The sequence below is a fragment of the Nocardia sp. NPDC088792 genome, from assembly GCF_044750615.1.
Taxonomy (GTDB): domain Bacteria; phylum Actinomycetota; class Actinomycetes; order Mycobacteriales; family Mycobacteriaceae; genus Nocardia.
This window is the reverse complement of sequence record NZ_JBIVKC010000001.1, coordinates 1,476,909-1,502,612: the sequence shown is the minus strand read 5'-3', so window position 1 is coordinate 1,502,612 and position 25,704 is coordinate 1,476,909. Positions and strand designations below refer to the sequence as shown.

Below are 25,704 nucleotides of genomic sequence, written 5' to 3'. Positions count from 1 at the left end.
GCCCGTAGGTCAACACGCCCGGGTCGGCGTAGCAGTCACCGATATTGGAAACCATGTGTGTCAAGGTCGCCGGATCCAAATAACCCGGCCGCAGGTCACGCATAACCGCCACGCACCCACCGCTTGCCCTGAAGGTAATCGGTTGCGGGCGTGGGAGATTTGCCGCGCTCTTCACGCCTTTTGGCATCTGCGCAGCAGGGGCGACACCCGGCATATACAGGGTCGGATCTCTGCCATGCACCTCCGCAACCGCTGTCACCCGATATCTGTTTCGTCATTGGCCATTGCCCTCCTCCAGTGGGATCGGCCGCTCCTCGGCCGAGCACAAGTGCTTACGCCTGCCGCAGGCCCGCCAAGACTCGCAGTAGCGTTGGTATTTCGGCGTCGTCGGATAGCTCGGCGTCGAGGCCGGCCACCTCGACATGCATGCCGCGGCGTGCTGCCCGCTCACGGGGACTGAGCGTGGCTGGCACGAACTTCCCGGCATCGATCAAAACCGCAAGTGCCGCCGCTTTGCGGGGGCAGCGCATTGTCTGGCAAAGCTTGTGCGCCTGCATGATCCGATGTGCATTCGAAATATCCAGCGGATGCCATGGGCTGGCGTGTTCGTCCGGCAAGGAGTGGGTGAACGCATCGAGTAGCGACTCCGACATCTCCGATTCGCGACGAGGAAGATCTTCGCTCTGGACGTATACGGATTGTGCCCGCGCCCAGATTTCCTCCGGGTACACCGTGACCAGGGCGCATATGTCGCACACGGGCGCCGGTCGGCAATCGACGTGATCCAGGTCGGGAACGATGATCGCGGCCACGTCCAGATCGCGGGCGATCCGGATTACATGCCGCAGCGGATGAGGTACCGAGGTGGGCCAGATCCTCACGATGTACACCAGCTCAAAGTCCAATCCGCGTGCACGGAGCCGGATTTTGTCGGCATGACGTCCAAGGTCTGTGCCTGAGAGGTCTCCTCGGATGTACCCGATGGCTCTGGGGCGCTGAGGGCGGGACGCCGAGACGATCATTGCCCACCTTCGATCAGAATAGGCAGTGCGCCGGTTGCCCAGCGGGCGAAGGTTTCTTCGGGATCGACGGTGAGCACGTCCACCAGCTGCACCACCACCGCAAGGTGTTCGGCAGCGACGAAATGTTCAGGCCCCGGTGCGATGACAGCGTCGGCGCGGTGTTCTCTGACTGTCTGCGTGAGCTGCTGGATCGGCTCCGGAGTGTCCGCATCGGCCTCGACAAAAGCACGGAGCTCGTAGCCCAATCGGCTGGCGAGGCTGCGCATTCGGGCCTCATCCCATCGCTGCTGCGCCCCGCTGATGTCTATTCGGTGGTATCCGACCGCGATCGGCCTGTCCCTCATAATTGCCCCTTTTGTTGGGTAGGAGACCCGCCCGGCCCCTGCCAGCGTTGTTTTGAGTGTGGAAGCTATGAGCTGCGGAGAGTAAGTTCCTTGGGGGTGGCGAAAGGTGGCGAATTCGGCCACGACCAGCGATCTGGGCGGATGGTGCGGTGGAATCTCCCAACATGCAGCTGTCGGACTGGCTGACCCGTTCGGGTTGGAGCCGAAAGGAATTGGCGCGCAGAGTGTGCGCCACCGCAATGGAGTGGGGTGAACCCCAGATACGGCCGGATACTTCGCGAGTCCGCCGCTGGCTGGAGGAAGGGGAAACACCCCGCCATCCGGTCCCTGCGATCCTCGCCGACTTGTTTTCGTCCCGGTTCGGTTACCGTGTGACGACCTACGATCTCGGTTTCGGTGATTCGCCTACGGTTGACCGAGCACTCACCTACAGCCCATCGTGGACACGGACGATAGAAGCAGTAACTGATCTGGGAAGGGCCGACGTGGATCGCCGTAGATTCCTCACCGCCGCACCATTCGCCCTGGCAGCAGTCGTCGAGCCGTCGCGCGACTGGCTGCTCAACACCCTCGATCAGATCCCCGGCGCAGGCCGTAAGGTCCGCCTTGAGGACGTTGCGGCGGTCAAGAACATGTTCGGTACCTTCCAGCAGATGGATGTTTTCCAGGGCGGTGGCAGTGGGAGGCTGGTGCTGGCCGCCTATATGAATGAACACGTCTTCCCACTGCTGCGCCGCACTCATACCGAGGAGGTCCACCACGCCCTGTCCGGTGCGGCTGCCGAGCAGACGTACCTGCTCGGGTGGATGGCCTTTGACAATGGTGAGCACGGCACCGCCCAGCGATACCTGATCCAGGCTCTCCGGCTGGCTGAGGAGTCCCGCGACCCCGCCCTCGGGGCCCACGTGCTCGCTGGGATGGCAGACCAGGCCACGCTGCTCGGCCACCCTGAGGAGGGCCGCCGCCTTGCGCAGGCAGGCCGTCAGGGCCTCGCCCGCGTGAATTCCTCTGCCTGCCTTGCGGATCTGTGGACGCTCGAGGCGCGGGCCCTTGCTGCAGTGGGCGACAGGCGAGCGACCGCGCACGCAATCAACGAAGCCGAGCGGGCATTTGCTGGGATTGATCCCGACCGCGAGCCCGAGTGGGCTCGGTTCATCGATGAGGCATACATCTGCGGTGAGTGGGCGAATGCGTTCCGGGATCTCGGCCAGCCAGCCGACGCTGAACCGCATGCCCGCCGGTCGATCGCCTACGCGCGCTGGCAGAACCGGGCGCGGCGCGGTGCGCTGTCGCAAGCAGCCCTTGCTGTCACGCACATGCAGAACCGGGACCTGGAAGCTGCTCACACCGCCGGAGTACGAACTCTGGAGCTCTCTCAGAAGGTGAAATCGTCGCGGTCCATCGAAGCGGTTCGCGATGTGCGGCAACGTATGACCGCGTTTGGCGCCCACCCATTGGTCACGGACTTCGCCGACCGGACGCGTGCTTTTCTCGCGGCCTAGCGACGATGCAGTTCGCGTCGTAGCAAGGTTCTCTGTGGGTGGTCGGATGCATCCGACCACCCATAGCGGCGCCTTCATCACGCGGCCTTTTGCCAGCAGGTAATCGCGATATCGTGGGTCTCGGATAACCGGTCGCCGTCGTCGTGAGAACCCGATGCCACATGTCAGCACCAGCTGCGGGTAGTTCTCGTCGTTGTCGAACATGGTCAGGTCGAAATCGAAGGGGGCGAACAACTCGGCGCAGGCGCGTGCCATTCGGGCGGGTGTCTGCCGGGCCGATTCGCTGGCCAACGTGACGCTCGGCGATTCCAGGATGGCAGCAGCTGCTGCTTCGGCCGCGACCATATCGCGGCCAGCGGCGGAAGGGGTGGTGTCACGGCAGGATGCGACGAGAGGAACGGGCATGGGAATCTCCAACCCTTGAGGAAGCCGGAATCCGAATAGTGCAACCGGATTCGGATTCGGCGACATGGTGCTGGATCGTTGATACCGCTCGCCCTTGCGCCTCGGTCCCCCGAGGCGGTTACCGGGTGGCATCTTCCGACGCCGAACTCCGATTCAAGATTCACACCCTCGGCGCCAGCGAACCAGGAACACGACCGGAAACTTCGCCGTAGTCTGAGCGGAAACCGGAAACCCGACCCATCCGGGATACCCCATGATCATCGCTACATGGACCGGCGCGACAGCCAAAACCCTACGCAAGACACTGAACTGGTCCCAGGAGCGGTTCGCCGAGGAGCTGGCGATCACGGACCGCACTGTCCGCAACTGGGAGCGACGTGGGCATCACCAAATCCTCACACCCCATTACGCCCACGAGCTTGGTGATCTACTGGATCGCCTCTCCGCCGATCAGCTTCGACAGTTTTCCGACGCGGTTGTGGACAACCCGTCGACCGATCGATTCGCGGTCGCAGATTCATCGTGTTCGGGGCCTAAGCTCGACGGCAGGAAGGTCGTGTGGCACCCTATGCCGGGCGACGGGAGCTATCCGGAGATCACCGACATGAATCGTCGCGAGTTGCTGAGGCTGCTGAGCACAGTGACGTTGACGCTCAGCACGCCGATCGACTGGGAGCGACTGCACGGCATCGACCCTGGCGACCGCGTCACCGCTGCGACCGCACACGAGTACTCCGAGATCAATCGAATGCTGTGGGAAAGCTATGGGGCGTTGCGGGTGAAGGCCGGCGTATTTCGCGCCGCCCGTGAGCATCTCGGCACCCTCGTCGATGCGCTGCAGCACCCCGCCACGGCCGCAGTCGATCGCTGGTTGCGCGAGTTGGCCACCGACACACTGCAATTGATCGGTGAGGTGTATTTCGACGCCGACCTCTACAGCGACGCCGCCAACTGCTACACCCTCGCAGCCAGCCTCGCGGCCGGTATCGACGCCTATGACCTGTGGGCCTGCGCGCTGACCCGCCACTCCTACCTAGCCCTCTACGACCATGAATGTCAACAGGCCGGCAGCCAACTTGAGAGTGCTTTCGAAATCGCCACCCGAGGCAATCCCGAACTATCGACCCGATTCTGGGTTTCGAGCGTGCGCGCGCAGGCCCTGGCCGGCCTCGGTGATCAGGCCGGTTGCGATCGGGCATTCGACGCCGCCCGCGGAGTCGAACATCTCAGCGCATCCGCTTCGTCGGTCGCCTGGATGCGGTTCAGCGGAGAACGCATCGACGAGGAACAAGCCACCTGCTATGTGCAGCTGAACCAACCCGACGCGGCCCAGGCCATCCTTGAACCCCTGCTGCAACGTCCCCTGTCGTCTCGCCGTCGCGCGTCGGTCCTGGTGGATCTGGCTGCCGCCAGCGCGCAACACCGTGATCCGGTGAGGGTGGTCATGTACGGCTCGGCCGCATTCGACATTGCCCGCCATTCCCACTCCGCCTACGTTGCGCGCCGCCTTAGCCAGCTTGCTCCGTACCTCACACCTCTAGGGCGAGATCACCACATACAGCATCTGCGCCACAACATATCCCCGCTCGCTTACGCTCCTCGGTGACAAGACAGGAGATCCTCAATGACCGACCCCGACCATGGTGCAAAGATCTTCCGGCAGGCATGGATCGACGGTGTCACCCGCCACTACCCCGGTGACCCGAAGCCGTCCTACGTCAGCCCCTGGGACGACATGCCCGACTGGGAAAAAGCCAGTGCCGCAGCGGTCTATGAACAGGTCGCCGGCTTCGTGACCCTTACTGACGGCGCCGCCTGCCAGCTCACACGCGAGCAGAAGGGGCGATTCATCGCGATCTGTTGGATCGGGCAGGTCCGCAAACACATCGCGGACCCGAAACCTGGCTATGTCGCTGATTGGGACCAGATCGCTCCCTGGCAGCAGCAGACCGATATCGAAATCTTCGAATCGATCGAACGATCCATGGAATCGGCACCCGCGACACGCTGACGAACCGATCGAACCCGAGGCCAGCATCAGGCGATCAAGCATCAGGCCGCCGAGCGGATATTGCTAGCTTCGAAGCGAATTCACCGACGTTGGCGCGTCCCCGAAATCCGCACGTGGGGAGGGGACTCAATGATCGAGCCTGAGCCATCGAGCACCAACCGCACAGCCTCGGTATCGTTCAGACTGGCGGCGCTATCTTGGGTCAACCTGGGCAACTCCCTGTGGGAACCATGCGGTGTATTGTTCGGCGACTGGGACGAAGTCAGCATCGTTCCTCGGGAAATCGATCTCATCAACACCCACCAATACGTCCGATTTCAGGTCCTCGGCCAAGCAGGCTTGGAGGAGTTCAGCCGCGCGTACGGCTGGGATGTACGCGGATGGCACGGGTACGACACCCTGCGCAGCATGGGCGACCTACATACGCTCGGCAGCTAGTTCCGCCGTGCGAGCCGCGCGGTGACCGCCGCGCGGGCCACGAACTGGGTGCCCGCATCCGCAGCCTCGGCGACGTCAAATTCAGTGCCGCTAACTGGCATACCGTCAGTTGACCAGTCCGATGGCGCGACACCAAGGAAACAATAGTCAGGGCGGCGATAGCGTGACAGTCCATATCCGATACACAGGGACATAATGACCGTCAGTAGCGCGCCAGGTCGTTGAGCGTGGTTTTCGCGCGGGTCTGCTCGTCGGCGTACTTGACGATCACCGCCGAGTACAGGGTGGGCCCGTCGCCCGTGGGGTCGGGTCTTCCGCCGGACACCACGACGGCGTTCTGGGGTACTTCGCCGCGGTAGATCCGGCCGTGGACGCGGTCGAGGATCGGGGTGGACGCGGTGAGGTAGACACCCATGCCGATGACTGCGCCGCGGCGCACTCGCACACCCTCGGCGATTTCGCTGCGCGCGCCGACGAAGACGTCGTCTTCGATGATCACCGGCGTCTGGCCGATCGGTTCAAGGACTCCTCCCAGGCCGGCGCCGCCGGAGATGTGGCAGCGGGCCCCGACTTGGGCACAGGAGCCGACGGTGGCCCACGTGTCGATCATGGTGGCGGCGCCGATGTATGCGCCGATGTTGACGAAGGAGGGCATGAGTACCACGTCGGGGCCCAGGTAGGCTCCGTGGCGCACCACTGCTCCCGGCACCACGCGCAGGCGGGCGGAGTCGAAATCGTTGTGAGTCCAGTTGTCGAACTTCAGGGCCATCTTGTCGAACCCGCGCGGCAGGCCCGGGCCGGGGTCGATGAGCACGTTGTGGCGGGTTCGGAAAGAGAGCAGGATCAGTTTCTGGACTCTGGCGTCGACCACCCAGTCTCCATCGCTGGGGTGCGCGGCGCGCAGCTTACCGGCGTCGAGCTGGGCGAGGCCCTCCTCGACCGGGCCGGCGGCTGCGGCCCAGTCCGCGGTGCTCAACTCGGTGCGGCGTGCGTAGAGCTGGTCGATCTCGCTGGGCTCCATTACCTGCTCACCTCGTGTGTGGAAGTTGTTGGCCGACAGGGTGGTTCGATCGCGTTCCGGGTGTGGTTCATGGCACTCTCGCGATGCAGATGGTGCGGTTGCGCAGGCCGCTGAGGGGGCGTACGTAGGGGAAGTAGTAGCTCTCGATCGGTTGCAGGCCGGCTGCGGCGAGGCGGTGGGCCAGGTAGTCCTTGGACAGGTACCAGAAGTCGGTGACCCGTTCGTGGGGCGCGAAGCGGGCGCGTGGGTCGGGTGGGGCGTCGTTGGAGAATACGAGCAGTGTGTCGCGTTGGAGATCGAGTTCGCCGAGCTTGCGCAGTGTCGGGCCGATTTCTTCCCGGGCGTCGAACAGGTGCCCGAGGAACCCGTCGGCGTAGACGGCGTGGTAGCCGTCGAGGTCGTCGCGGGTCAGGGCGAAGAAGTCTGCGGTGGTGGCGTCCACACCTTTGTCTTGGGCCAGGGCCACTGCTTCGTCGCAGACGTCGATGCCGGCGACCTTGCGGTCGCGTTCGACCAGGGCGGCTTCGACGGCGGCGTTGCCGCATCCCAGGGAGAAGATCCAGGTGCCGGGGTCGGTGAGGGACAGGAATTTCAGCAGCAGGTGTGAGCGGTACTCGGGTACATAGGTCGAGGGGGTGACCGAGTCGTTGAATGCCTCGCCGCGTTCCCAGATGGCGTAAATGGTTTCGGCGCTGGCTGATCGGGGAGTGGTGTAGTACTCGCGCAGCGCATGCAGATTTTGTGTCATGGTGGTCCTTGTCCGCGGCGCCTCGCGCAGGTCTGCGAAGTGCCGAGCTTTGCTGGTCGACGGGGTGGCGGTGGGGGTGGTGGCGGTGGGTTCAGAGAGCGCCCTGCAGGCCGCCGGCGTCGATGGTGACGGTGGTGCCGGAGATATAGGAGGCGCTTGCTGACAGCAGGAAGGCGACGGTGGCGGCAACCTGGGCGGGAGTGCCGATCGTGGCGGCGGGGTTTCGCGCGCGCAGATGTGCCAACAGAGGTTCGTGCAGTCCTTCGAGGATGTCGGTGTCGATCACGCCCGGACAGACGGCGTTGATGCGGACGTGGTGGCGGGCGTACTCGGCGGCCAGGGCGCGGGTCATGCCTACGACGGCGTGCTTGGAAGCGGTGTAGGACACCGAGAGGCTGTCGGCGGCACGCAGTCCGGCGGTGCTGGCCATGTTGACGATCGCGCCGCCGTGGCCGTGGCCGGTGAACAATGCCAGCTCCTGGCGCAGGCAGGCTGCCAGCCCGAATACGTTGACTGCCATCACATATTCGAATCCGGCGGGGTCGGCGGTGTGAAAGCTGTTGCCGCGCAGCATCGTGTCGGTGCCGATGACTCCGGCACAGTTGAACGCGCCCGTGAGCTCACCGCGGGCGGCGACGGTGGTGAAAAAGTCGGTGACTTGCTCAGAGTCGGTGACGTCGGCGGGGACGAACTCGACTGTGCCGCCGAGCTTGTCGGCCAATGCGTCGCCGGCTTTACGGTCGCGGCCGCAGAAGAGGATCGATGCGTCGGGGTAGTCGTTCGCGAGTTGGATGACGGTGGCCGCGCCGATGCCACGGGTGGCGCCGATCACGGCGAAGACGCTGTCGCAGACGGGCATTGGAGTCCTCGGGGAGTGCTAGCGGGCGGTGGCCGGGGCCAGGGCGGTGGCGAGCCGGTCGGCGATATCGGTGAGGTGGGCGGGATCGTGGGCCGCGGTGATGGTGGTGCGCAGTCCCCGGCGTGAGGGCGAGCGCCCCGACAGCGGGAGCGCGAGAACGCCCGCGTCGAGCGCGGCGTGGAAGGCGTGGGCGGGGTTCATCGGCAGCAGCAGTGGCACGATGGCGGTGCTCGAGGTGCCGATATCGAATCCGGCACCGGTGAGTGCCTGTGCCCAGACGGTGCGGTTGTGGTGCAGCCGTGCGGTGAGTGCGGGCCCGGTGGTGGCGAGTAGTTGCAGGGCTTCGGTGGCCAGGTGCGCGCTCAGCGGGGACAGAGCGGTGGAGTATGTCCCTCGCCGGCGCAGCCGAGTGGTGAATGTGGTGCTGGCGGCGACGAATCCGCCGCCGCCGACCAATGCCTTGCCCAGAGACCCGACGCGGATATCGATGGTCGCGGGCAGGTGGTGGTGGGCTTCCAGGCCGCAGCCGTTGCCGATCTGCCCGATCGAGGACGCCTCGTCGACGTAGAGGATGGCGCCGGTGGACCGGGCGCAGGCGGCGAGGGCGGGAAGATCGGCGATATCGCCGTCGATGCTGAACACGCCCTCGGTGACGATCACGCGCCGCCCGCGCGACCTGGTGGTGCGCAGCAGGGTGTGGAGGTGGTCGGGGTCATTGTGGCGGTAGACCTCGAAGGCGGCGCCGGACAGGACCGCGCCGTCGAGCAGGGAGCGGTGGCATCCTTCGTCGAGCAGCAGTGTGTCACCGGGTCCGGCGACCGCAGGCAGTGCCGCGAGGTTGGCCAGATACGCCGAGCTGTAGAGGGTGACCGCTTCGCAGCCGAGCAGCGACCTCAGTGCCTCGATCAGGCGTTCGTGGGTGTCGGTGTGGCTGTTGAGTTCCGGGGATCCGTGCGGGCCCAGCGAGGCCGCCGAATCCACGACCTCCGCGATGCGGGCACGCAGCCGTGGATGTCCGGACAGTCCGAGGTAGCTGTTGGAGCACAGATGCGCCAATCGTCTTCCGTCGAAGTCGATTTCGGTTTCGGTTGCCGACCGCACCGGACCGAGCACGCCGCGCACATCCACTTCCTCTGCATTACTGCCGCAGTCGGCGTCCGGTGCTGCGGGTGTATCGGGGCCGGGGCTCAGTGCGGTCACGAGCTGAGCAGTGGTGAACGCGGTTGTCGCTGCGCGTGCACCGGCACCGGGATCGGGCAACTGGCTGAGCAACGCGGCAAGCCGTAGCGAATCGACACCCAGTGTGCTCAGAGGAACCTGAGGATCGGGGTCGTGTTCGCCGGTCAGCCGGTACAGGTAGTCGCGTACCAGCTCGGCGGTCCCTGCCTCGCGTGCCGCGTCGACCACGTCGCGTGGGGAGGGCTCGAGGTAGCGGGCCAATGCAGTGGTGTCGATCTTGAAGTTGGGTGTGATCGGCAGGGCGGGCACCGTGATGATGCGGGTGGGCAGCATGTACGGTGGCAGCTGCTCGGCGAGCAAAGCACGAAAGGTGTGGGTGTCGAAGGTGATTGCCGGGGTGGCCGGTACGAGGAACAGCACCAGCGCCGGCGCGGCGGCGATCTCGGCGACGATGGTGGCCGCGTCGGCGACCGCGGTCACCGTTCGTGCCTTGGCGGTGAGGTGGTCGAGCTCGATCCGATAGCCGTTGATCTTGACTTGGGTGTCCGCGCGCCCGAGGTAGCGCACCCCGTGGCGCAATGACGCGAATCCGATATCGCCGGTCAGATATGTCGGTGTGCGGTCGTGGCGCGGTGTCCCGGCGGGGAGGCCGACGCGGAACTTCGCGGCCGTCAGCTGCGCGTCGTCGGCATAGCCGAGTGCGATCTGTGTTGAGCGAATCGCGATCTGGCCGCTCTGCCAGGGCAGACACACCTGCCCGGCGTCGGTGAGCACCAGCACCTGCGCATCGGCCATCCCGCGCCCGGCCGGCAGCACATCAGGCAGCGCGTCGAGGGCCTCGGCGTGAGTGTCGATGTCGAAATAGGCGACCGCGCGCTGTGTTTCGGTGGAGCCGTAGAGCGCGATGAGCCGGGCCGCGGGCGCGATGGCGGCCAGTGCGCGCACTTGAGGCCGGGTCAGGGCGGCACCGAGCAGGTACACCACCCTCAGTCCCGGCAGCTGCACGCCGGTGGCGGTGAGTAGCGTGATCGCCGAGGGATTGACGCACAGCACTCCCACGCCGGTCTCGGCCAGCCAGCGTGCGAAGCCACCGTGCGAGGTCAGCTCGGCATCGGGCGGAATGACCAAGGTTGCACCCAGATACAGCGGGGTCATGATGTCGCGTTGCAGCGGGTCGTGTCCCAGCGCCGAGCACATCCCGAACCTGGCACCCGACAGCGGGCCCAGGTGCTCGTCCATCCACTCGAAGAAATAGGTCAGCGAGCGATAGCGCCCGCGTACGGCCTTCGGTTTTCCCGACGTTCCGGAGGTGAAGGTCACCACCGCACAGTCGTCGCCGGCCAGCAGTTCACGGTCGTGGACCCGCCTGGGCTGGCCGATCGCGGGTATCTCGTGCACGGCGCCGGGATAACCGGTATCGGCCAGATCGACGACCACGTCCGCACCCGCCGCGGCCGCGCAGTCACGCAGAAATGCCTGTGGGGCTGCGGGATTGGCGATCGCCATCGCCGCGCCGACCTTGAACCCTGCCACGACCATGGCGACCAGGCGCTCGTCGCGGCGCGGGATCACCAGTATCACCCGCCCCGGGCCAGCCCCGTGCGAGGTCAAGGTCACCGCCATCGCGTCGGCGAGCGAGTCCAGTTCCTGATAAGTCATCACTCGATCGGCGGTCTGGACCGCTATCCGGTCGGGGTGGTGCGCAACCACCTCCAGGAAGCGGGTGAGAAACAACGTCGGCGGGCCCGCGGGCGCGGGTCTGGTCGGGCGTGACAACAACTCGGCGGCGGCGGGTGCGGCGATCTGTTGCAGCGGGATATCCGGTGCCGCGACGGCCAGCAGGGGCCACACGCGTGCGAGCACTTCGCCCAGCTCGTCCTCGTCGACATCTCCCGCGGGGCAGACATCCAGGTGCATCGCGCCGGTGGCGGCGTCGACAGTCAGCACGGTCGCAGGGGCGAAGATCGCACCTGCCGGCTCACCTGGACCGATCGCGATCAGATGCCCGCCGACACCAGGGGTCGGCTCGATCGCGCGTGCGCGCAACGCAGCCAGCTCTGCCAAGGTGCTGTGGTCGGGATCGACGCCACGAAGATCGATCAATTCCGTTGTGGCGCCATCGATCAGCAGGATCCGATCCTGGTGCGGGAACGCGCGATCGAGCAGGGCGTGTACCGCTATCGCGAGCACGGTCGGGTCCGACGTGCGATCGCGGGCCGTGCCAGCGGCGATCTCGGTGCGCAATACCGGAACAGACGAGGTCGGGCCCTCGTGATGAGTGGGTCGATTCAATTTTCCCCCCGAGAAAAATACACAGTAAATACAGCGGCCGGCACCGATGAGGTGGGCCTTCAACAATTCGCGACGATCGATTACCTGAACGGAAAGGTTCTTATTCCGGTTATCGGGTACCGAAAACGACACCTATTCCGACTCCTACCAGGGCAACGCCCACGGTGGCATCGATTCGTTTGCGTATCCGGGAATTAGCGAGTTTCTTTTGCAAGGAGAAGACAATACTGACCAGGATCAGATACCACGTGCCGACGATGGCGACCGCCACCATCGGCAGCACGATCGCATCCAGGACCGGTGAGCCGTCGTGGCGGATGAACTGTGGGATCAGCGCCACGAAGAACACTGCGGCCTTCGGGTTCAAGATGTTGGACAGAAATCCCCGCCGGACATTGGCCATCATCCCCATTCGGGCGGTCGGTGCCGCGGTCGATTCGAAGTCTGCGTCATCGGTATGCCGGCGGGCGGACAACAGCGACTGCACCCCGAGGTAGACCAGGTAGAGTGCGCCGACGATCTTCACGATGGTGAAGGCGGCGGCGGAGGTGGCCAGCAAGGCCGAAATCCCGGTCACCGCAGCCACTACCCACACTGCGACACCGGCCACCACACCCACTGTCGCTGCCATCCCCGCCGACCATCCCGTCAGGGCCCGGCTGACGATGACCGCCATATCCGGTCCCGGGGAGATCGCCACGAAAAGCATCACGCCGGCGAACGTGGCGTACTGCGCGACAGAGGACATCATCAGTCCTATTCGTTCGAGTGAATCGACATTTCGGACCCGCACAACGGCACGGACTCTAGCAGGTTTGCCAAATACCACCCCCGGTCGGCAAGGAATCCTATCTGCTTTGCCAAGCGAAACGGTAGCAGCGCTCAACACATGGGATCAATAGCCCGCTCAACATTTGCTGATAGAACATTCCGAATTCGGCGTACCGGTCGGTTTATCAAATGAGTTTGCGGCTCGCCTGCCGAACTCGGCACAGTGAGTCCCCGACACAATCTGTGCCACCCGGACTCGGGAACCCTCCTTCCTGCACACGGCACTGCGCTGACCGGCCTCCGGTACGGCCATCATCACGAATGCTTAACGTGTTGCCGCAGTTGACAACTGGACGGGGCTTCAATCACAGTGTGCGAAGGTAGTTCGCGGACCCGGGAAGCTGAGTTCGGTCTCCAGACGCCCGCAAGTGTTCTGCACTGCCATGTAAAGCCGATAAAACCCAGGGCATGGTCCGGGATGCTTCGAAGGGGGAACTCATGGTGCTCTATGCCTTCGGATTCGAGAGGCTGGGCGTGATGCTCAGCGATCTGTACTTCGTGAATCCTGCCCCTACACAAGGTCATGAAAGTCCTGAGCGGGGCGTGCGGCTGGAGCTGCGCTGGCTCGAGGCCGGCCAGCCCCAAGGGTCGATCTACGCCGCGCGCCCGATCACCGTCGCAGAACCGATCTGGCGTGCCGACCTGCTGGAATCGGTCGATGGGCCGTCAGGCAGCTTCGACCGGACCCATCATCACCCCCGCTTCGACGGGTGGAAAGTGTGTCGGCGGGTCTTCGACGCCGAGTTGTCAGCCGACCCGCTCGCCTGGTTGGACCGCCAACTGTCGGATCTGCCGAATCTGCTGACGCGCGCCGGAGTCGATACCGACAAGGTCGGTCGCGGCGACCTGACCGAATTGCCGCGGGCGGTACCGGAGATCGTCGACGTCACCCGGCGGATGCTCGACCGGGTCTACGCCGGAGAATTGGGCCGCGCACCGGACGGACCGCCTGCGGAGTTCGTCCGCGCCAGCTGGCTCTGACGAGTGTGCGGACCGTGAATCTCTGCGGCTCTGAGGCTTTCGAGCACAGGGATTGCTCCGTGTGCAATGCGCCTCGGTGAACGACTGCGAATTGTGTGGCGATGGACGATATAAAACGGGTACTGATTCTGGGTGGGTCATGGTTTCTGGGCCGGGCGATCGCCGAGGCCGCAGTCGGCACAGGAACCGAGGTCACCGTCTTCCGCCGCGGACTCAGTGGTAGCGACGCCGGCGGTGTCAACGCGATCTACGGCGACCGCGCCAACCCCGATGACGTGGCACGCTTGGCGAAAGCCGGTAGCTGGGACGCGGTGATCGACACCTCGAGTTACACCCCGCGCAACACCTTGCAGCTGGCGCGCGGACTCGAACCGGTCGCCGAGAAGTACGTACTGATCTCTACCGTAGCCGTGTACTCCGATTGGCCGTTGCAGCCGCTGACCGAGTCCTCTCCGGTCCTGCAATGCCCAGCCGATGCCGGGCCCGACTTCGAATTTGCCGGTGAGACAAGACATTCCCGCTACGCCGTCAACAAGGCCGGATGTGAGCGGGCGGTCATGGACACCTTCGGACCCGACCGTGCGGCGGTGCTGCGCCCGGGTGTCATCCTCGGGCCCGGGGAGTACGTCGGACGCCTCGAGTGGTGGCTACGCCGGATGCGCCGCGGCGGGCGCGTGCTGGGCCCAGGATCGCCTAGGCGTCCCATCCAGCCCGTGGATGTCCGCGACGTGGCGGCGTTCGCACTATACGCTGCCACCAGATCCGGGCTCTGGAATGTCACTGCGTCCGGCTGCGACACCATGGGCGAGCTTCTGCAAGGCTGTAATGCCGTGGCTGCCGGCGGTGCGGCCCAGATCGACTGGATCACCGACGAGCACTGGCTGAAAGCCCAGCACATTGTGGAATTCAAGGAACTGCCCCTATGGCGCATCTGTGCGGGCACCTGGGCGGTCGACTCGGCTCGAGCTCGGGGTGCCGGCCTGAATTGTCGTCCGTTGATCGAGACCGTCACCGACACATGGGAATGGCTCGCCCACGGCGGACTAGCGATCGCGCACCAGCGCTCCAAGGAGATAGGCATATCACCCGACCGCGAGCAGGCTGTGCTGCATGCATGGGATGAACACCGGAATGCGGGCGGCCGTGCCTGACTGCGCCCGCAGTGGTGTCTACAGAACGATTGTGCACTGATGGGCGGATTTGGGCCCCCTGCCTCCCGGAGTTGCCTATCGGGGTAGACCCGCCGGAGACTACGCTGTCTCCGCCACCTGGCCGCGGCCAAGACAATCAGATCGGACTCGCTGACGTGCTTTAGACAGGTGCATACCCTCGTCATTTGCCGGATCAGCGAAGCCGAGATCGTCGACACCCCGCGTAGAACTCGACGTGAAGGCACCGGCCTGGCCGAAGGTCTATTTGACCAATACACACCGAGATCACCGGTATCGCGCAACCTGATCTCTACAGCGTGCCCTTACTTCGATTGGGGTAAGGACTGCCCGGGTTTATGGGCATCCATCATTCGTCCGGTTCTTGTGTGATCCGCGATTGGCGATGCTCAGGCCGCGGAGGTGGTCACAGACGGTGAGGAGGTGTTGGCGGACGGTGCCGTAGGAGATGGCGTAGCCGGGGAAGGCTCCGGGGATGAATGCGTCGTCGAGTAGTTCGCGCACTTGGCCGGTGTGGGTGTCGATGCCGTAGACGCGGCCGTCGAGTACAGAGAACGGGACGACGGGGATGCGGAGAATGCGTTCGCGGACCGGGGGCTTCGGGGGCGGAGGGGGTTGGCCGGTGCGGGCGGCTTCGGCGGCGAGGTTGCCGAAGTAGTCGTCCTCGATTTTTTGTGCGCAGGCGAGTGCGGTCTGCCAACGGGTACCTTCACGAATATCGTCGACCGACAGGACGTGTCCGAGCATCGGTTCCGGAGTCGATAGGCCATCGGTAATCGCCAGCAGTTCGCGATGTTCAGGATGTAGAGCACCGGCGAAGTCATGATCGAGCGCGTTCAGTGCATTTGGTGCGGCGCCGGGGTTTGCTTGTATGGGCTGGTCGGGGTACGCGGTGGCGCTCAGGTCGAGGATTTTGGTGAGGATGTCGGTGAGGGTGGGAGGGGCGATGCGGATGTCACGGCCCCATGTCTCCGAATGGGGGCCGAGAACTTTTTGATCGGTCCAATACGTCATCTGGCGTAGCTCTGCCTTGAGGTAGGAGGACAGGTCTGGCCAGATGCCGCCCCAGTCGATGTAGAGGGAGAAGATGGATCCGGCCGCGCCTTGGGAAGTGTCCTTCAAGGCCAGGCACAGACGGTCGGCTATCGGCAGATAGCTGTCGGCGTAGTCGTCGGGGATGCGGAGACTTCGTGCAGCGTCGGGTCCGATGTCGTCGACGAACCAGTGCAGCGATTCGACTGCTTCGTCCCAGCGTGGTCCGCTGCCGAGGTCGCTGGTTCCGAGCAGGTCTTCGCCGAAGTTGTAGCCGTCCCAGCCGTCGGCGATGGACAGGAACTCGCGATATTGCGGATCCAACCTGAAGCCGAGCCGGCGCTCGGCGGCGCGGAGCTGCTGCTCGGTGGCCCCCGCCTTGGGCGGTATCAGAGGATCCTTCTCCGGGTCGGCGCCAGCCCGGCGCCGGTGTTGCTGAAGCAGGCTGTCGAGCAATTGCCGCCAAGCATCTTCTCCGATGGGATCACCCATGACGACCTCCTCACCCACTCACGAGCAGAGCTCTGTCTCGAAATCCATTGTGGCAACTTTCCTGCAAACTAAAGCGGAATTCATGCTGAACCGTGACCCTCACAGACCGCGACGACGGGGCCGGTAAGGAGAACCGGGTGCTCCTGGTTTGATGCGGCGGCGTGTCGACGCGGCAGCTTTGCGCGGAGCTGGCGAGGGCGGTGCAGGGGTGGGTGCTGTCGGCGAGGCGGAGGTGGTCGACGTGGAAGTCGGTGCGGGGGCGGGGTTTCGCGGTTGGTGTTTTGCGATTCGTGTGCGGAGTTCGCTGGCGAAGTCGGCGAGGCGCTGGTCGTGGCCGGGGTAGTCGGGGATCGGCCGGAATTGACCGGTGTAGGGGCTGTGGGTGAGGGCTCGGAAGGGGGCGCCATCGGTGGGTGCGGAGTGGGGGAGCTGGTGCTGGATCCAGGTGTCGGCGCGGTCGCGGAGTTCTTGTGCGGGGTCGCGGACCAGGAGCAGGGAGGCGCCGAGGTCGTTGTAGTTGTCGGTGGCGATGGAGGCAATGAGTTCGTTGGTGTCGAGTTCGTGGGCCTCGGCGAGGGCGACGGTGTCGAGCAATCCGGGCCAGTGCCGCGAGTCGGTGGCGAGCCGGTAGAGGACCGCGGGCAGGGCCCGGTAGAGGCGTCGGTCGGTGTGGGTGTCGGCGAGTTCTTTGACGTAGTGGTGGTAGTCGGCGCACATTCGGTCCAAGCGCTCGGAGCTCACCGCGGATTCGTGCTTCGACGGCTCGGTGTCGTGGAACCCGGTACCTGGGAGCGCAAGAGTCTCCTGAGTATTGAGACCCGCGATGAGACGTGCAGTGTCGTATGTGTCGGTGGCGCACAGTGTCTCCGCAGTCGGTATCGCAGTGGCGGATGGCAAGCTCTCGAGTGTGAAGGTCGGTTCATCGGGAGCATCCGGGGCGAAAGATGCGCCGCGCAGGAGCGCCGAGGCAGCGGTGTCCGGTGCGGCGGGTGATGCGTCCGATACGATTCGCCGGCGCAGTTCGTGGGCATAGGCGATCAGCTCGACGTCGGCGCCGGGCCACGGTGTGGGTACCGGCGGACACGGGTGGTTCGACGGGAGGTCGCGCAGCGCACGGAACTGTTGCTGCGGCAGCGCAAGATCGGCTACTGCATTCGCTCGACCAATCGCTGCGAAGAGCGTGTGTTCGTCTGGGCCGGTGAGTGTCTCGGCAGGAGTGACAACCAGCGGATTCGGAGCGAGCGGGATGTGTCGGTGGATCCAGCGATCAGCGCGTGCACGCAGGACCGCAGCGGTGTCGCGGGCGGTGGTGAGAGATTCGCCGAGGTCTCGATAGTTGTTGGTGGCGATGCTGGTGACGAGCTCGCCGGTATCGAGTCCGTGGGCGTCGGCGAGAGCGATGGTGTCGAGCAGATCTTGGTATGTCGGTGAATGTTTCGCGTCGTGGAAGAACATGACCGGCAGTGCGCGGGTGAGCAGATACTCGGCGCGGGCAGTGGCCAGGAGTTGGTAGGCGTGGTGGTAGCTGGTGTGGATGCGGCGGTCGGCGGCGGCTTGTTCTTCGCGCATGATGTCGACCGCGGAGCGGTTGTCGTCCTCGCGGGCGAGCACGCGGGCGAAGCAGTGGAAGGGTTCTTGGGGGTCGTCGGGTTGTTGGTCGCCGGAGATGTCGACGAGGGCGTCGGTGGCGAGGTAGAGCCGGTTGAGTTCGGATCCGCGGGTGAGACCGACGTAGGCCAGCGCGCGTCCGAGGGTGGTGTTGAGCAGCATGTAGGCGCGGCGCACGGTGATGCCTTGGGCGCGGTGGGCGGTGGTGGCGTAGCCGAGTTCGACGTGTTCGCTGATGTAGTCCGACGGGAGTAGGACGCTGCCGCGGTGGTTGATGCCGGTGAGGGTGATCGCGCCGTCGGTGTGGATGCGGTGGATGCGCCACAGGTCACCGTTGTCGACCTGGGTGCCTTCGCGGATTCCGCCGATGATCTTCAGTCGGGGGTTGTTGGCGCGGGTGACGACGATGTCGCCGAGGAATCCGGAATTGCTGTCGGACAACACGATCCGGCCGCTATCGGTGCGTACGCGTCCGGTGCGGATGTGGGCGGTCTGGGTGGCGGTGTTGAGCGCGGACACGTCTTTGATGGTGGCGGCGATCATGATCGAGGAGATCCCGGCGGTTGTGTCGGCGAGGTATTCGGTGAGGATTGCGGTGCGTAGTTCATCGCTCATGCCCTCGGTGATGCGGCCGCGATCGTGGTAGAAATCCCAAGCTTTTTTTGCGTTGCCGGCGCGTACGGCGAGGGTGGCTTCGGCTTCGTCGGGGTCCTTGAAGCGGACCAGTTCTGTCAGTTGCGGTGCGCTGGTATCGCGCGCGATAGTGGCGATGATGCCGCCGGATTCGACCGCGGACAGCTGCTCGGGGTCACCGATACCGCGGATGATCGCGCCCTGGCTGGCGGCTATTCGCTGTAGTTTGTCGAGGTCGAAGGTGGCGGCCATGGCGGCTTCATCGACCAAAAGCATTGTCCCCGGTCCTAATCCGGTGGGCACACCGAAGCTGATTTGTGCGAACAGTTTGTGCAAGGTGCGGGCCGGCGTGTGCAAGCTGGCGCCGAGCTCCCGCGCCGCGGCGGCCGAGGGAGCCAGTGCGATGACGGTCCGTCCGCTGGCTTGCCAGGCGTCGGCGACGGCTTTCATGGCGGTGGTTTTGCCGGTGCCGGCCGGTCCCACCGCGACCGCGAGCTGGGTGCCGATGGTGCACAGGTAGTGGGTGATCGCGCGCTGGCCCGGATTGAGGTGACAGGCTTCGCGAGCCTGGACTCGCATGATCGCCGCGTCGACCGCCTCGACGGACACGCGTTCGGTGCTGCGGTGGCGGGCGGCGTCGAGTAGACGGGTTTCGGCGTCGAGTACGGCGGTGCAGGTGTAGCGGGTGGCAGCGGTGGTGGTGAAGATGCTCTCTCCGGATGCGCGCGCCATCGCGGCAGGGACCGGATCGGGGTCGATGCTGAGCTGGATCGAATGGGTGTCACGAACCAATGCGGTGACGCAGGCGACCGCGTCGCGTTGCGCGGTATCGGAGGCGAACTGGCACACCGCGAGCCGGTCCTCGACCGCGGAGGCGATGTTGGCTTCGGTCCAAGTCGCACGACGGCGCGCCACGATCTCGGTGACCTCCACCGCGATCGCAGCGGGATCGTAAACGGCACGCCGGCGCGCGGCGCAGATGTCCTCGATCCGCTCGAGGAGCGCTTGGTCCGGCTCCGGGGCGAGTCGAGCAACCACCTGCGTATGCGCGTCGGCGCGAGCCTGGAAGGAATCGAGTATGCGCCGGTCGAGTTGGGCGTTGATGGCATGCTCGAGCTGTGCGGGGGTCGCGGTCAGCAGTGCGCCGATACCACCGAGGTCGACACCGACAGCTGCGGCAGTCTCGTCCGGATCGAAGGGGCGGGGTGCGTCGGGGTGGGTGTGTTCCCACTGCAAGTGGTCGACGAAGTGTTGCCCGCTGGGCTGGGCGAAGACGGCACGGAAGCGGGCATCCCATTCGGTGATCATGTGCCGCAGTGTTTTCGGCAACGGTTTCTGCTGGCGCGTCTCGAGGGTTGCTTGCTGTGCGAGCCGGTATTGGGTGATCAGCTTCGGGTTGTGCCCGTGCGTGGCACGGTAGTGGGCGGTGAGTTGTTCGAAGCGGGCGAGGATTTCCTCGCGGCGGGAGAATTCGCCGATCATGTCTTCGCTGACGCCGACGACTTCGAGGACGGGTTGCTTGCCGCGTCCGCGGGTGCGTTCCTCGAACTGCCATCCCATGCGCCGGGTGAGTTTTCCGACGAGGGTGGCGTTGTAGCGGCACGACAGCGACACCGCCGCCGCATACAGCGCACGTGCGTCCAGGGCCGACCATTTGCCGTCGGAGCCGAGGACCTTGTTCGAAATCACCGCGTGCGTATGCGGATTCGGATCCCCGGCGCGGTTGTCGAAGTGGGTGAACGCGGCGATGATCAGCCCGGTCGCGTCGATCTGCATGACCCCGTTGGCGCCGCGGCGGGTGACCGCGTAGCGGGATTCGGCGAACGCGAGGACCTCGCGCACGGCTTCGAGGTGGCACTGCCAGATCTCGCGGCGCACCGTATCCGAACCCAGACCCCACAAGATGCTGATCGATTTCTGCGGGGTGAACACGCAATCGAACCCGGCCACTGCCTTGCGTGTGCCGGCCTTCTCCACCGCGAGCGCTGCGTCGATCTCGCTGCGGCTGGGGCGGTGCCCGAGGACTGTGGTGAGGTGTTCACGAGCGGATTCGGTGCGCAGGATGGTGCGCTCGTCCCAGTTCGGTCGCCGCCGCGCAGCGAGAGTGAAAGCGTTGATCTCGCGGTCGAAAATGGCCCCGATAGGGGTCGGCTCGGTGGAATATTCGTAGAACATCCGGCCGATCTGCGCCGCCTCGACCGCCTGCTTCACGGTTTTCCCAGCCGCTATTGCCGAGGCAATGATGGCGTCGGCATCGGGATGCAAACCTTCCCCGAATAATGCCTGCATCTGCGCTTCGGTGACCATTCCCGACAGGCCGAGTTCGGCCGCGCCGCGACCCATCCACACGCCCGGCGGGGTGCCGTGCTCGCGGTAATAGTCGGTGAGGTCACGAGTGCGATCGCGCAGGCGATCACCGCTGGCCACTTGCCTGGTCAGGTACTCGTAGCCGTCTCCGGCATGGAGGCGGTGAAGGGTCATCACTTCTTCGAAAATAGCGCGGAATGTAACCTCTGAAAAGACATTACTCCCGGGTAAGCATGTGAATGCAAGAGGTGTGTAGGTGACTGAAATAAAACCCATATGGGGAGCTATGGCGAGGTTTTCGGGAGGGATTGAGAAATGGATGGATGGGGTGGGATCGTGAATGGAGAGGAAAATGGAATGAAGGAATGAATCGATAGTTCCTGTCCGCGACGGCCTAGAGCGAGTTGCGTGCGGGAGGGTGAAGGGAGGTCCGCGATGGCGGAGGAAGGGAATGCGCGCAAGTGGGCGCACACGGTGATGGCGGGAATGCTCGCCGAGCAAGCCCGAGCGGTGCGGGCGAACGAAGCCGACCTGATCGCGTTCGGCAAGCAGCACGGGCGGCTGGCGCGGGCGGCGCTGCGGCGGGACACGGCGATCGCCGCAGCGAACGCCCGATATGAGCGGATAGCAAGCGAAGCCGAAACTGGTGCTGGTGCGGCCTTGACTCGACTACACCAGCGGGGAATGAGCGAAGCGCAGTTGTGCGCGATCACCGGGCTCGGCGCGGGCCGCATACGCCAGCTGCTGAAAGGCGTGGTGGGCCGCACCGATTCCGGTCCCGGCCAGGGCCACGGTGTTGCGGAGTTACTGGTCGGGGTCGTCGAAGTAGATGAGGGTGCGGCGGGGGATCATCCAGCGCAGGCCGGGCAGGGTGAAGATACGCAAGGCGATGGGCGAGGCCCACTCGCCGTGTTTGAACGCATGCGCCCAATGCCCGGCCAGCCAGAGGAACAAACCGAGCGCGAGCAACCACAGTCGGCCGGGAATCGCTCGGTGCGGGATGAACACGATCGCGAGTAGTGAGTCGAGGAAGATCCAGAACCCGGCGATGCGGGCCAGGATGGGAAACGCCCACCACAGCAGCAATGTGGCCAGGACGGCGACGGCGACGAGCCAGATCAGTCCCATGGTCGGATTTCCTTCCTCGTGAATGTATTCGGTGCGGCGTTCACCGTGGCCGGGTGCCGGTTCGGGTTCGGTCGTAGTAACGGGCTTGGCCGATCAGCCGCTCTTCGTGCTCGCACAAGGCGTGGATCGCGGCAGCGTCGAGCAGATCGTCACGGGCGAGGGCCAATTCACGGACCTGTCGCGAGAGCATCAGAACCGCAACCCAGACCCCGGGCATCGCTGCGAGCGGGACGGGCGAGAATTCCTGGGCAGGCATCGAAGGCCACCTCCCAACAGTGAGTCGAACACAACAGCAGGGAGCCGCTCACCCGTGAGCGGCTCCCTGCTGTGAAACGGTCAGAAATCGGGCTGATCCCCGGCACCAGCACCGGCACCGACCAGAGCGCGGTTACCTCGGCGTGTGACCGGCTGCTGCTCGTCCTCGGCCTCCTCGCGGGCCTGGACCTCGACGTCGACGAACCGCAGCGAGACCGAGATCTCGTCGACCATCAGCTCGGTCATCCACTGCGTGACCCCGTTGCGGTCTTCGTAGCTGCGCTGACGCAGCCGACCGGTGACGTGCACCCGGGTGCCCTTGGTGACACTGGCCGCGACGTGATCGGCCATGTCACCCCACACTGAGCAGCGCATGAATACTGCTGCGCCGTCGCGCCATTCGTTGGAGGCGCGATCGTAGACACGCGAGTTCTGCGCGACGGTGAGATTGGCGACGGTCTGCCCGCTCGGCAGCAGCTTGTGCTCCGGATCGGCGGTGAGGTTACCGATGACGGTGATGACGATTTCTCCAGCCATGACAATGCACTCCTCGAATGAGAAACGGAATTGGACTGACCGCCAACCCCTCCCACCCCCCGATCCGGAATAAACCATGATCGGGGTGGTGCTTGGAGGGCCGGCGATCTGCGGCTTCGCCATCAGGGGCGGGCCGGGCCCGCCAGGGCCGGCGGGGGTTCTGTGGGGCGGGGTGGGATCGCCGCGCTTTTTGCGGCGACCTGAGCGCCAGCGAAGGCTTGTCCCACCCCGCCCCACAGGTTCATCGGCGGGAACCCGGCTCGCCCCTGATCCCCTGGGGGCAGATCGCCGGCACTGCAAGACACCAGCTCAATCCCCTTCGAAAACACCTACCCACCGATGACCGTTCCGGTGCTTCCAATCCGTCGTGATGCGCGGGGTGTCAGTACCTTCCGGCGATGGCGTGAACGGAATACTGGGAGAGGAATTGGTTCGGGATTCGGGCCGGGAAGTTAGAGCCAGGAAAGGTCCCAAGCAGGTAGTAGGACTGCCCGGCCCTTCGAAGTGCTGGTATCGAGTTGGTGGGTGACTCAGAACGGGTTGTGGTCGTGGACGGGCAGCACCTGGCCCGGCGGGTAGCCGAGCGCCGCTTCGATCGGGTCGGTGAACATCGCAGTGCCCCCGGCGTAGTTGCCGCCGTGCGCGGTGTAGTAGAAGGCGGGTTTGTCCGGGTCCAGCTCGATCGGCACCAAATAGGCGTGCTTGCGGGGCGGTTGGCTGCTGTCGAACCGGTACCGGTATTCGATGTGCACGACCACCGCAGGCGCATCGGCGCTGGGCGGGCTTTGATGCCATTGAGGCGTGGCGAGTACCTGCCCGCCGGTGGTGTCATCGACGATGCCGACCACAGTGAGGTGATCATGGTGGGCGGTGAGGCCGATCTGTGTGCCGTTGACCGATCGGTAAACCTCCACACGCAGACCGAGCACTTCGGACCAATGCATGCCGGACATGAGGTGAATTCCTCTCTCTAGCAGTTGCGGGTTGTCGGGATAGAAGGGAACTGGCGAGGAAGCGTGGTGGGCGACAAGCCGGAAACCGGGCGCTGCGGGGCGGGTGCGTTATGACGGTGTGGCGTAGCGGCAGGTGACCGGTTGCCCGAGATGTTCGCCCGCGCATTCAGGGCGGGGGTCGGGGATCCGCTGATCGTGTTGCTCGGCTTCGCGGGCGTCGGTCTCGAGTCGGTCGATGTCCTCGGCGAGGCTTGCTTCGTAATGAGCGAGGTCCGCGGTGTGGCGGTGCGGGTCGGGCAGGGCGGCGGCTTTCCACATGCGCAGGAACAGCCCGACCGCCGCGCCGGTGAGCGGTGCGGTGCGGCTGGCGCGATGGGTGAGCAGCAGGACTTCGACCGCGGTGCCGGGGCGGGTGTCCTGCCCGGTGGCGACGCGTTCGAGCAGCTCGCGGCAGTGTGCGCGCAGCAGCAGCTCGCAGCACAGGCGCGCATTGGTGAGCTGGGGCAGGTCGTACGCGTGGAACAGCACGTCAGCTTGTTCGGGGTGACGCTGCTGAGCCGCGGCGATCTCCTGTTCTGTCCACTGGTGTTGTGCGGCGTGGGTACCGCAGTTGGTGGTGACTTCGCGGAACAAGAGTTCGACGGTGGCGGTGCCGATCGAATCGAAATCCATTGAGAGCCTCATTTCTTCGGAGAGCAGGAAGGGAATTGCGTCGGTCGCGACGCAGTGGTGGACCTAATCCGCCGCCGAGGTGTCACCGTTGGGACGGTGGGCGGCGATAGGCCGTACGCGGTAAATATGGGACGAGTCGCACAGGTCTTCATTGCCGTGGTTGTCGCAGTAGGCCGTGGAGAGCCAGCGGCGAATTCCGTAGCGTTCCCAATCGATCCAGCGGGTAGCGGGTCTGCCGCATCCGAAGATCCAACAGCCGATCGCACCGTCGGCGAGCCGCGCACAATGTTGCACGGAGCGTTCGCTACTTCCCTTACCCATGACAGGACTTCCCTTTCCTGTGTGTGAGGGTGGTGGTGGCGGATCACGTTGGAAGGCACCAGGTATCCCGCGAGGAGGGGGCGCCGGCGGGGTGGGAGTGCGGTATCTGTGGTGCAGTGTGATTCAGTCGGGGCGGCCGCGGATGACGGTCCAGGTGACGGCTTGCAGCACAGCGGGGGTGATCGAGTGATGGTGTGCGACGCGTCGGTAGAGCTCGGCAGTGGCGTCATAGAAGCCGCTACGGCGTAAGCAGCGGGCGGAGTCGTCGATTCCGGCGACGCGGGCGGACCAGACGTCGATGACGATGGCGTCGGGATCGCCGAGGATCGCCGCCGCGAACGCACGAGTCTTCAGCGAGGTCACCGTGAACGTCGTCCACGGATCCGCGGCGGCGAGAGCGGTGCGGGCGCGGGCGAGGTTGGCGCCGATCGCTCCCGGCGCCTGTCCGGTCGTGAGCAGCGCGTGGGCGTGGATGATGGTTCGCGACCACGGGGTGCGAGGCGAGAGATGCGCCAGCACAATGGCAGCGGTCTCGACACAGAGCCCGCCGTTGTCGGCGAGGCGGGTGGCGAGGGCGTGTGCATCGGGATACCAGTGCTGTCCGGTGTCGAGCTCGTGGGGTGTCGCGGTGGCGAACACGCGAGCAATGTTGCGCGAGATTCGGCGCGGGGAGAGCCCCGCGGCGGTGATCGGATCGGCAGGCATCGGGTCACCACGGAACTGGATCCGGGGCGGTGAGGTCGATGGTGACCGGCTGGCCGCTCGCAGAAGGACCGTCGTCGGTGATGTTCGCGACGGTGAATACGGTTGCGAGGCTGTCGATATCGCGCTGGATCTCGAGGGCGAGTCGTGCAGCGTGCCGGGGTGTATCAGCGGTGAGGTCGATGTCCCAGGACACGCGAAATTCAGGCATCGGGAACTCCTTGGGGAATGGAAGGTGGGTAAGGGGTGTAGTCCGGCGGCG

Annotated in this window: 23 protein-coding genes; 6 read left to right on the top strand and 17 right to left on the bottom strand. The window is 65.1% G+C overall.

Annotated features, from left to right (window positions below):
• Nucleotides 1-332: 332 nt before the first annotated feature.
• Entirely contained in the window at nt 333-1,022 is a 690-nt protein-coding gene (locus tag ACIP5Y_RS07275) for a hypothetical protein (RefSeq protein WP_400348367.1), read from the bottom strand.
• Nucleotides 1,019-1,288, bottom strand: coding sequence for a hypothetical protein (locus tag ACIP5Y_RS07270; protein WP_400348366.1), 270 nt, complete (start codon nt 1,286-1,288; stop codon nt 1,019-1,021). The genes ACIP5Y_RS07275 and ACIP5Y_RS07270 overlap by 4 nt, the downstream gene beginning before the upstream one ends.
• Nucleotides 1,289-1,737: 449 nt before the next feature.
• Between ACIP5Y_RS07270 and ACIP5Y_RS07265 the strand changes: the two genes are divergently transcribed.
• The 4 genes from ACIP5Y_RS07265 (at nt 1,738) to ACIP5Y_RS07250 (ending at nt 5,722) form a co-directional block, all read left to right on the top strand.
• Entirely contained in the window at nt 1,738-2,868 is a 1,131-nt protein-coding gene (locus ACIP5Y_RS07265) for a hypothetical protein (protein ID WP_400348364.1), read from the top strand.
• A gap of 658 nt (nt 2,869-3,526) precedes the next feature.
• Nucleotides 3,527-4,879 carry a hypothetical protein gene (locus ACIP5Y_RS07260; protein WP_400348363.1) on the top strand — a complete coding sequence of 451 codons (1,353 nt, stop codon included), beginning with the start codon at nt 3,527-3,529 and terminating at the stop codon, nt 4,877-4,879.
• 18 nt (nt 4,880-4,897) lie between these two features.
• Nucleotides 4,898-5,284 (top strand): hypothetical protein, encoded by a 387-nt coding sequence (locus tag ACIP5Y_RS07255; RefSeq protein ID WP_400348362.1) that lies wholly within the window; start codon nt 4,898-4,900, stop codon nt 5,282-5,284.
• 129 nt (nt 5,285-5,413) lie between these two features.
• Nucleotides 5,414-5,722, top strand: a complete 309-nt coding sequence (locus tag ACIP5Y_RS07250; RefSeq protein ID WP_400348360.1) for a hypothetical protein — start codon at nt 5,414-5,416, stop codon at nt 5,720-5,722.
• A 202-nt stretch (nt 5,723-5,924) separates the two neighbouring features.
• Here the strand turns inward: ACIP5Y_RS07250 and ACIP5Y_RS07245 are convergent, their stop codons facing one another.
• From ACIP5Y_RS07245 to ACIP5Y_RS07225, 5 genes are all read right to left on the bottom strand, one after another.
• Nucleotides 5,925-6,743, bottom strand: a complete 819-nt coding sequence (locus tag ACIP5Y_RS07245) for a 2,3,4,5-tetrahydropyridine-2,6-dicarboxylate N-succinyltransferase (protein WP_400348358.1) — start codon at nt 6,741-6,743, stop codon at nt 5,925-5,927.
• 67 nt (nt 6,744-6,810) lie between these two features.
• Nucleotides 6,811-7,491, bottom strand: a complete 681-nt coding sequence (locus ACIP5Y_RS07240; RefSeq protein ID WP_400348357.1) for a hypothetical protein — start codon at nt 7,489-7,491, stop codon at nt 6,811-6,813.
• A gap of 91 nt (nt 7,492-7,582) precedes the next feature.
• Nucleotides 7,583-8,350 carry an SDR family NAD(P)-dependent oxidoreductase gene (locus ACIP5Y_RS07235; RefSeq protein ID WP_400348355.1) on the bottom strand — a complete coding sequence of 256 codons (768 nt, stop codon included), beginning with the start codon at nt 8,348-8,350 and terminating at the stop codon, nt 7,583-7,585.
• An 18-nt stretch (nt 8,351-8,368) separates the two neighbouring features.
• The gene (locus tag ACIP5Y_RS07230; RefSeq protein WP_400348353.1) at nt 8,369-11,821 is read right to left on the bottom strand and encodes an aminotransferase class I/II-fold pyridoxal phosphate-dependent enzyme; all 3,453 of its coding nucleotides are present in this window, start codon (nt 11,819-11,821) and stop codon (nt 8,369-8,371) included.
• A 109-nt stretch (nt 11,822-11,930) separates the two neighbouring features.
• On the bottom strand, nt 11,931-12,572 hold the full coding sequence (locus tag ACIP5Y_RS07225) for a LysE family translocator (RefSeq protein ID WP_400348351.1): 642 nt from the start codon (nt 12,570-12,572) through the stop codon (nt 11,931-11,933).
• 488 nt (nt 12,573-13,060) lie between these two features.
• On the opposite strand from ACIP5Y_RS07225, the gene ACIP5Y_RS07220 reads away from it, so the two are divergent.
• On the top strand, nt 13,061-13,633 hold the full coding sequence (locus ACIP5Y_RS07220) for a hypothetical protein (RefSeq protein ID WP_400348350.1): 573 nt from the start codon (nt 13,061-13,063) through the stop codon (nt 13,631-13,633).
• A gap of 101 nt (nt 13,634-13,734) precedes the next feature.
• Nucleotides 13,735-14,784 carry an NAD-dependent epimerase/dehydratase family protein gene (locus tag ACIP5Y_RS07215; protein ID WP_400348348.1) on the top strand — a complete coding sequence of 350 codons (1,050 nt, stop codon included), beginning with the start codon at nt 13,735-13,737 and terminating at the stop codon, nt 14,782-14,784.
• 354 nt (nt 14,785-15,138) lie between these two features.
• Here the strand turns inward: ACIP5Y_RS07215 and ACIP5Y_RS07210 are convergent, their stop codons facing one another.
• The 10 genes from ACIP5Y_RS07210 to ACIP5Y_RS07165 all read right to left on the bottom strand — a co-directional run bounded on the left by ACIP5Y_RS07210 (nt 15,139) and on the right by ACIP5Y_RS07165 (nt 25,653).
• The gene (locus ACIP5Y_RS07210) at nt 15,139-16,326 is read right to left on the bottom strand and encodes an SMI1/KNR4 family protein (protein WP_400348347.1); all 1,188 of its coding nucleotides are present in this window, start codon (nt 16,324-16,326) and stop codon (nt 15,139-15,141) included.
• A 99-nt stretch (nt 16,327-16,425) separates the two neighbouring features.
• Nucleotides 16,426-21,048, bottom strand: coding sequence for a MobF family relaxase (gene mobF / locus ACIP5Y_RS07205; RefSeq protein WP_400349178.1), 4,623 nt, complete (start codon nt 21,046-21,048; stop codon nt 16,426-16,428).
• A 630-nt stretch (nt 21,049-21,678) separates the two neighbouring features.
• Nucleotides 21,679-22,002 (bottom strand): hypothetical protein, encoded by a 324-nt coding sequence (locus ACIP5Y_RS07200; RefSeq protein ID WP_400348345.1) that lies wholly within the window; start codon nt 22,000-22,002, stop codon nt 21,679-21,681.
• Between the two features lie 40 nt (nt 22,003-22,042).
• Complete coding sequence (locus tag ACIP5Y_RS07195) at nt 22,043-22,258, bottom strand: hypothetical protein (RefSeq protein WP_400348343.1); 216 nt, start codon at nt 22,256-22,258, stop codon at nt 22,043-22,045.
• An 80-nt stretch (nt 22,259-22,338) separates the two neighbouring features.
• Nucleotides 22,339-22,794 (bottom strand): single-stranded DNA-binding protein, encoded by a 456-nt coding sequence (gene ssb, locus ACIP5Y_RS07190; protein WP_400348341.1) that lies wholly within the window; start codon nt 22,792-22,794, stop codon nt 22,339-22,341.
• A 530-nt stretch (nt 22,795-23,324) separates the two neighbouring features.
• Nucleotides 23,325-23,747, bottom strand: a complete 423-nt coding sequence (locus tag ACIP5Y_RS07185; protein WP_400348340.1) for a hypothetical protein — start codon at nt 23,745-23,747, stop codon at nt 23,325-23,327.
• Nucleotides 23,748-23,855: 108 nt separating this feature from the next.
• On the bottom strand, nt 23,856-24,419 hold the full coding sequence (locus ACIP5Y_RS07180) for a hypothetical protein (RefSeq protein ID WP_400348338.1): 564 nt from the start codon (nt 24,417-24,419) through the stop codon (nt 23,856-23,858).
• Nucleotides 24,420-24,482: 63 nt separating this feature from the next.
• On the bottom strand, nt 24,483-24,740 hold the full coding sequence (locus ACIP5Y_RS07175) for a hypothetical protein (protein WP_400348336.1): 258 nt from the start codon (nt 24,738-24,740) through the stop codon (nt 24,483-24,485).
• 123 nt (nt 24,741-24,863) lie between these two features.
• Entirely contained in the window at nt 24,864-25,445 is a 582-nt protein-coding gene (locus tag ACIP5Y_RS07170; protein ID WP_400348335.1) for a hypothetical protein, read from the bottom strand.
• A 4-nt stretch (nt 25,446-25,449) separates the two neighbouring features.
• The gene (locus ACIP5Y_RS07165) at nt 25,450-25,653 is read right to left on the bottom strand and encodes a hypothetical protein (RefSeq protein WP_400348333.1); all 204 of its coding nucleotides are present in this window, start codon (nt 25,651-25,653) and stop codon (nt 25,450-25,452) included.
• Between the last annotated feature and the right edge of the window lie 51 nt (nt 25,654-25,704).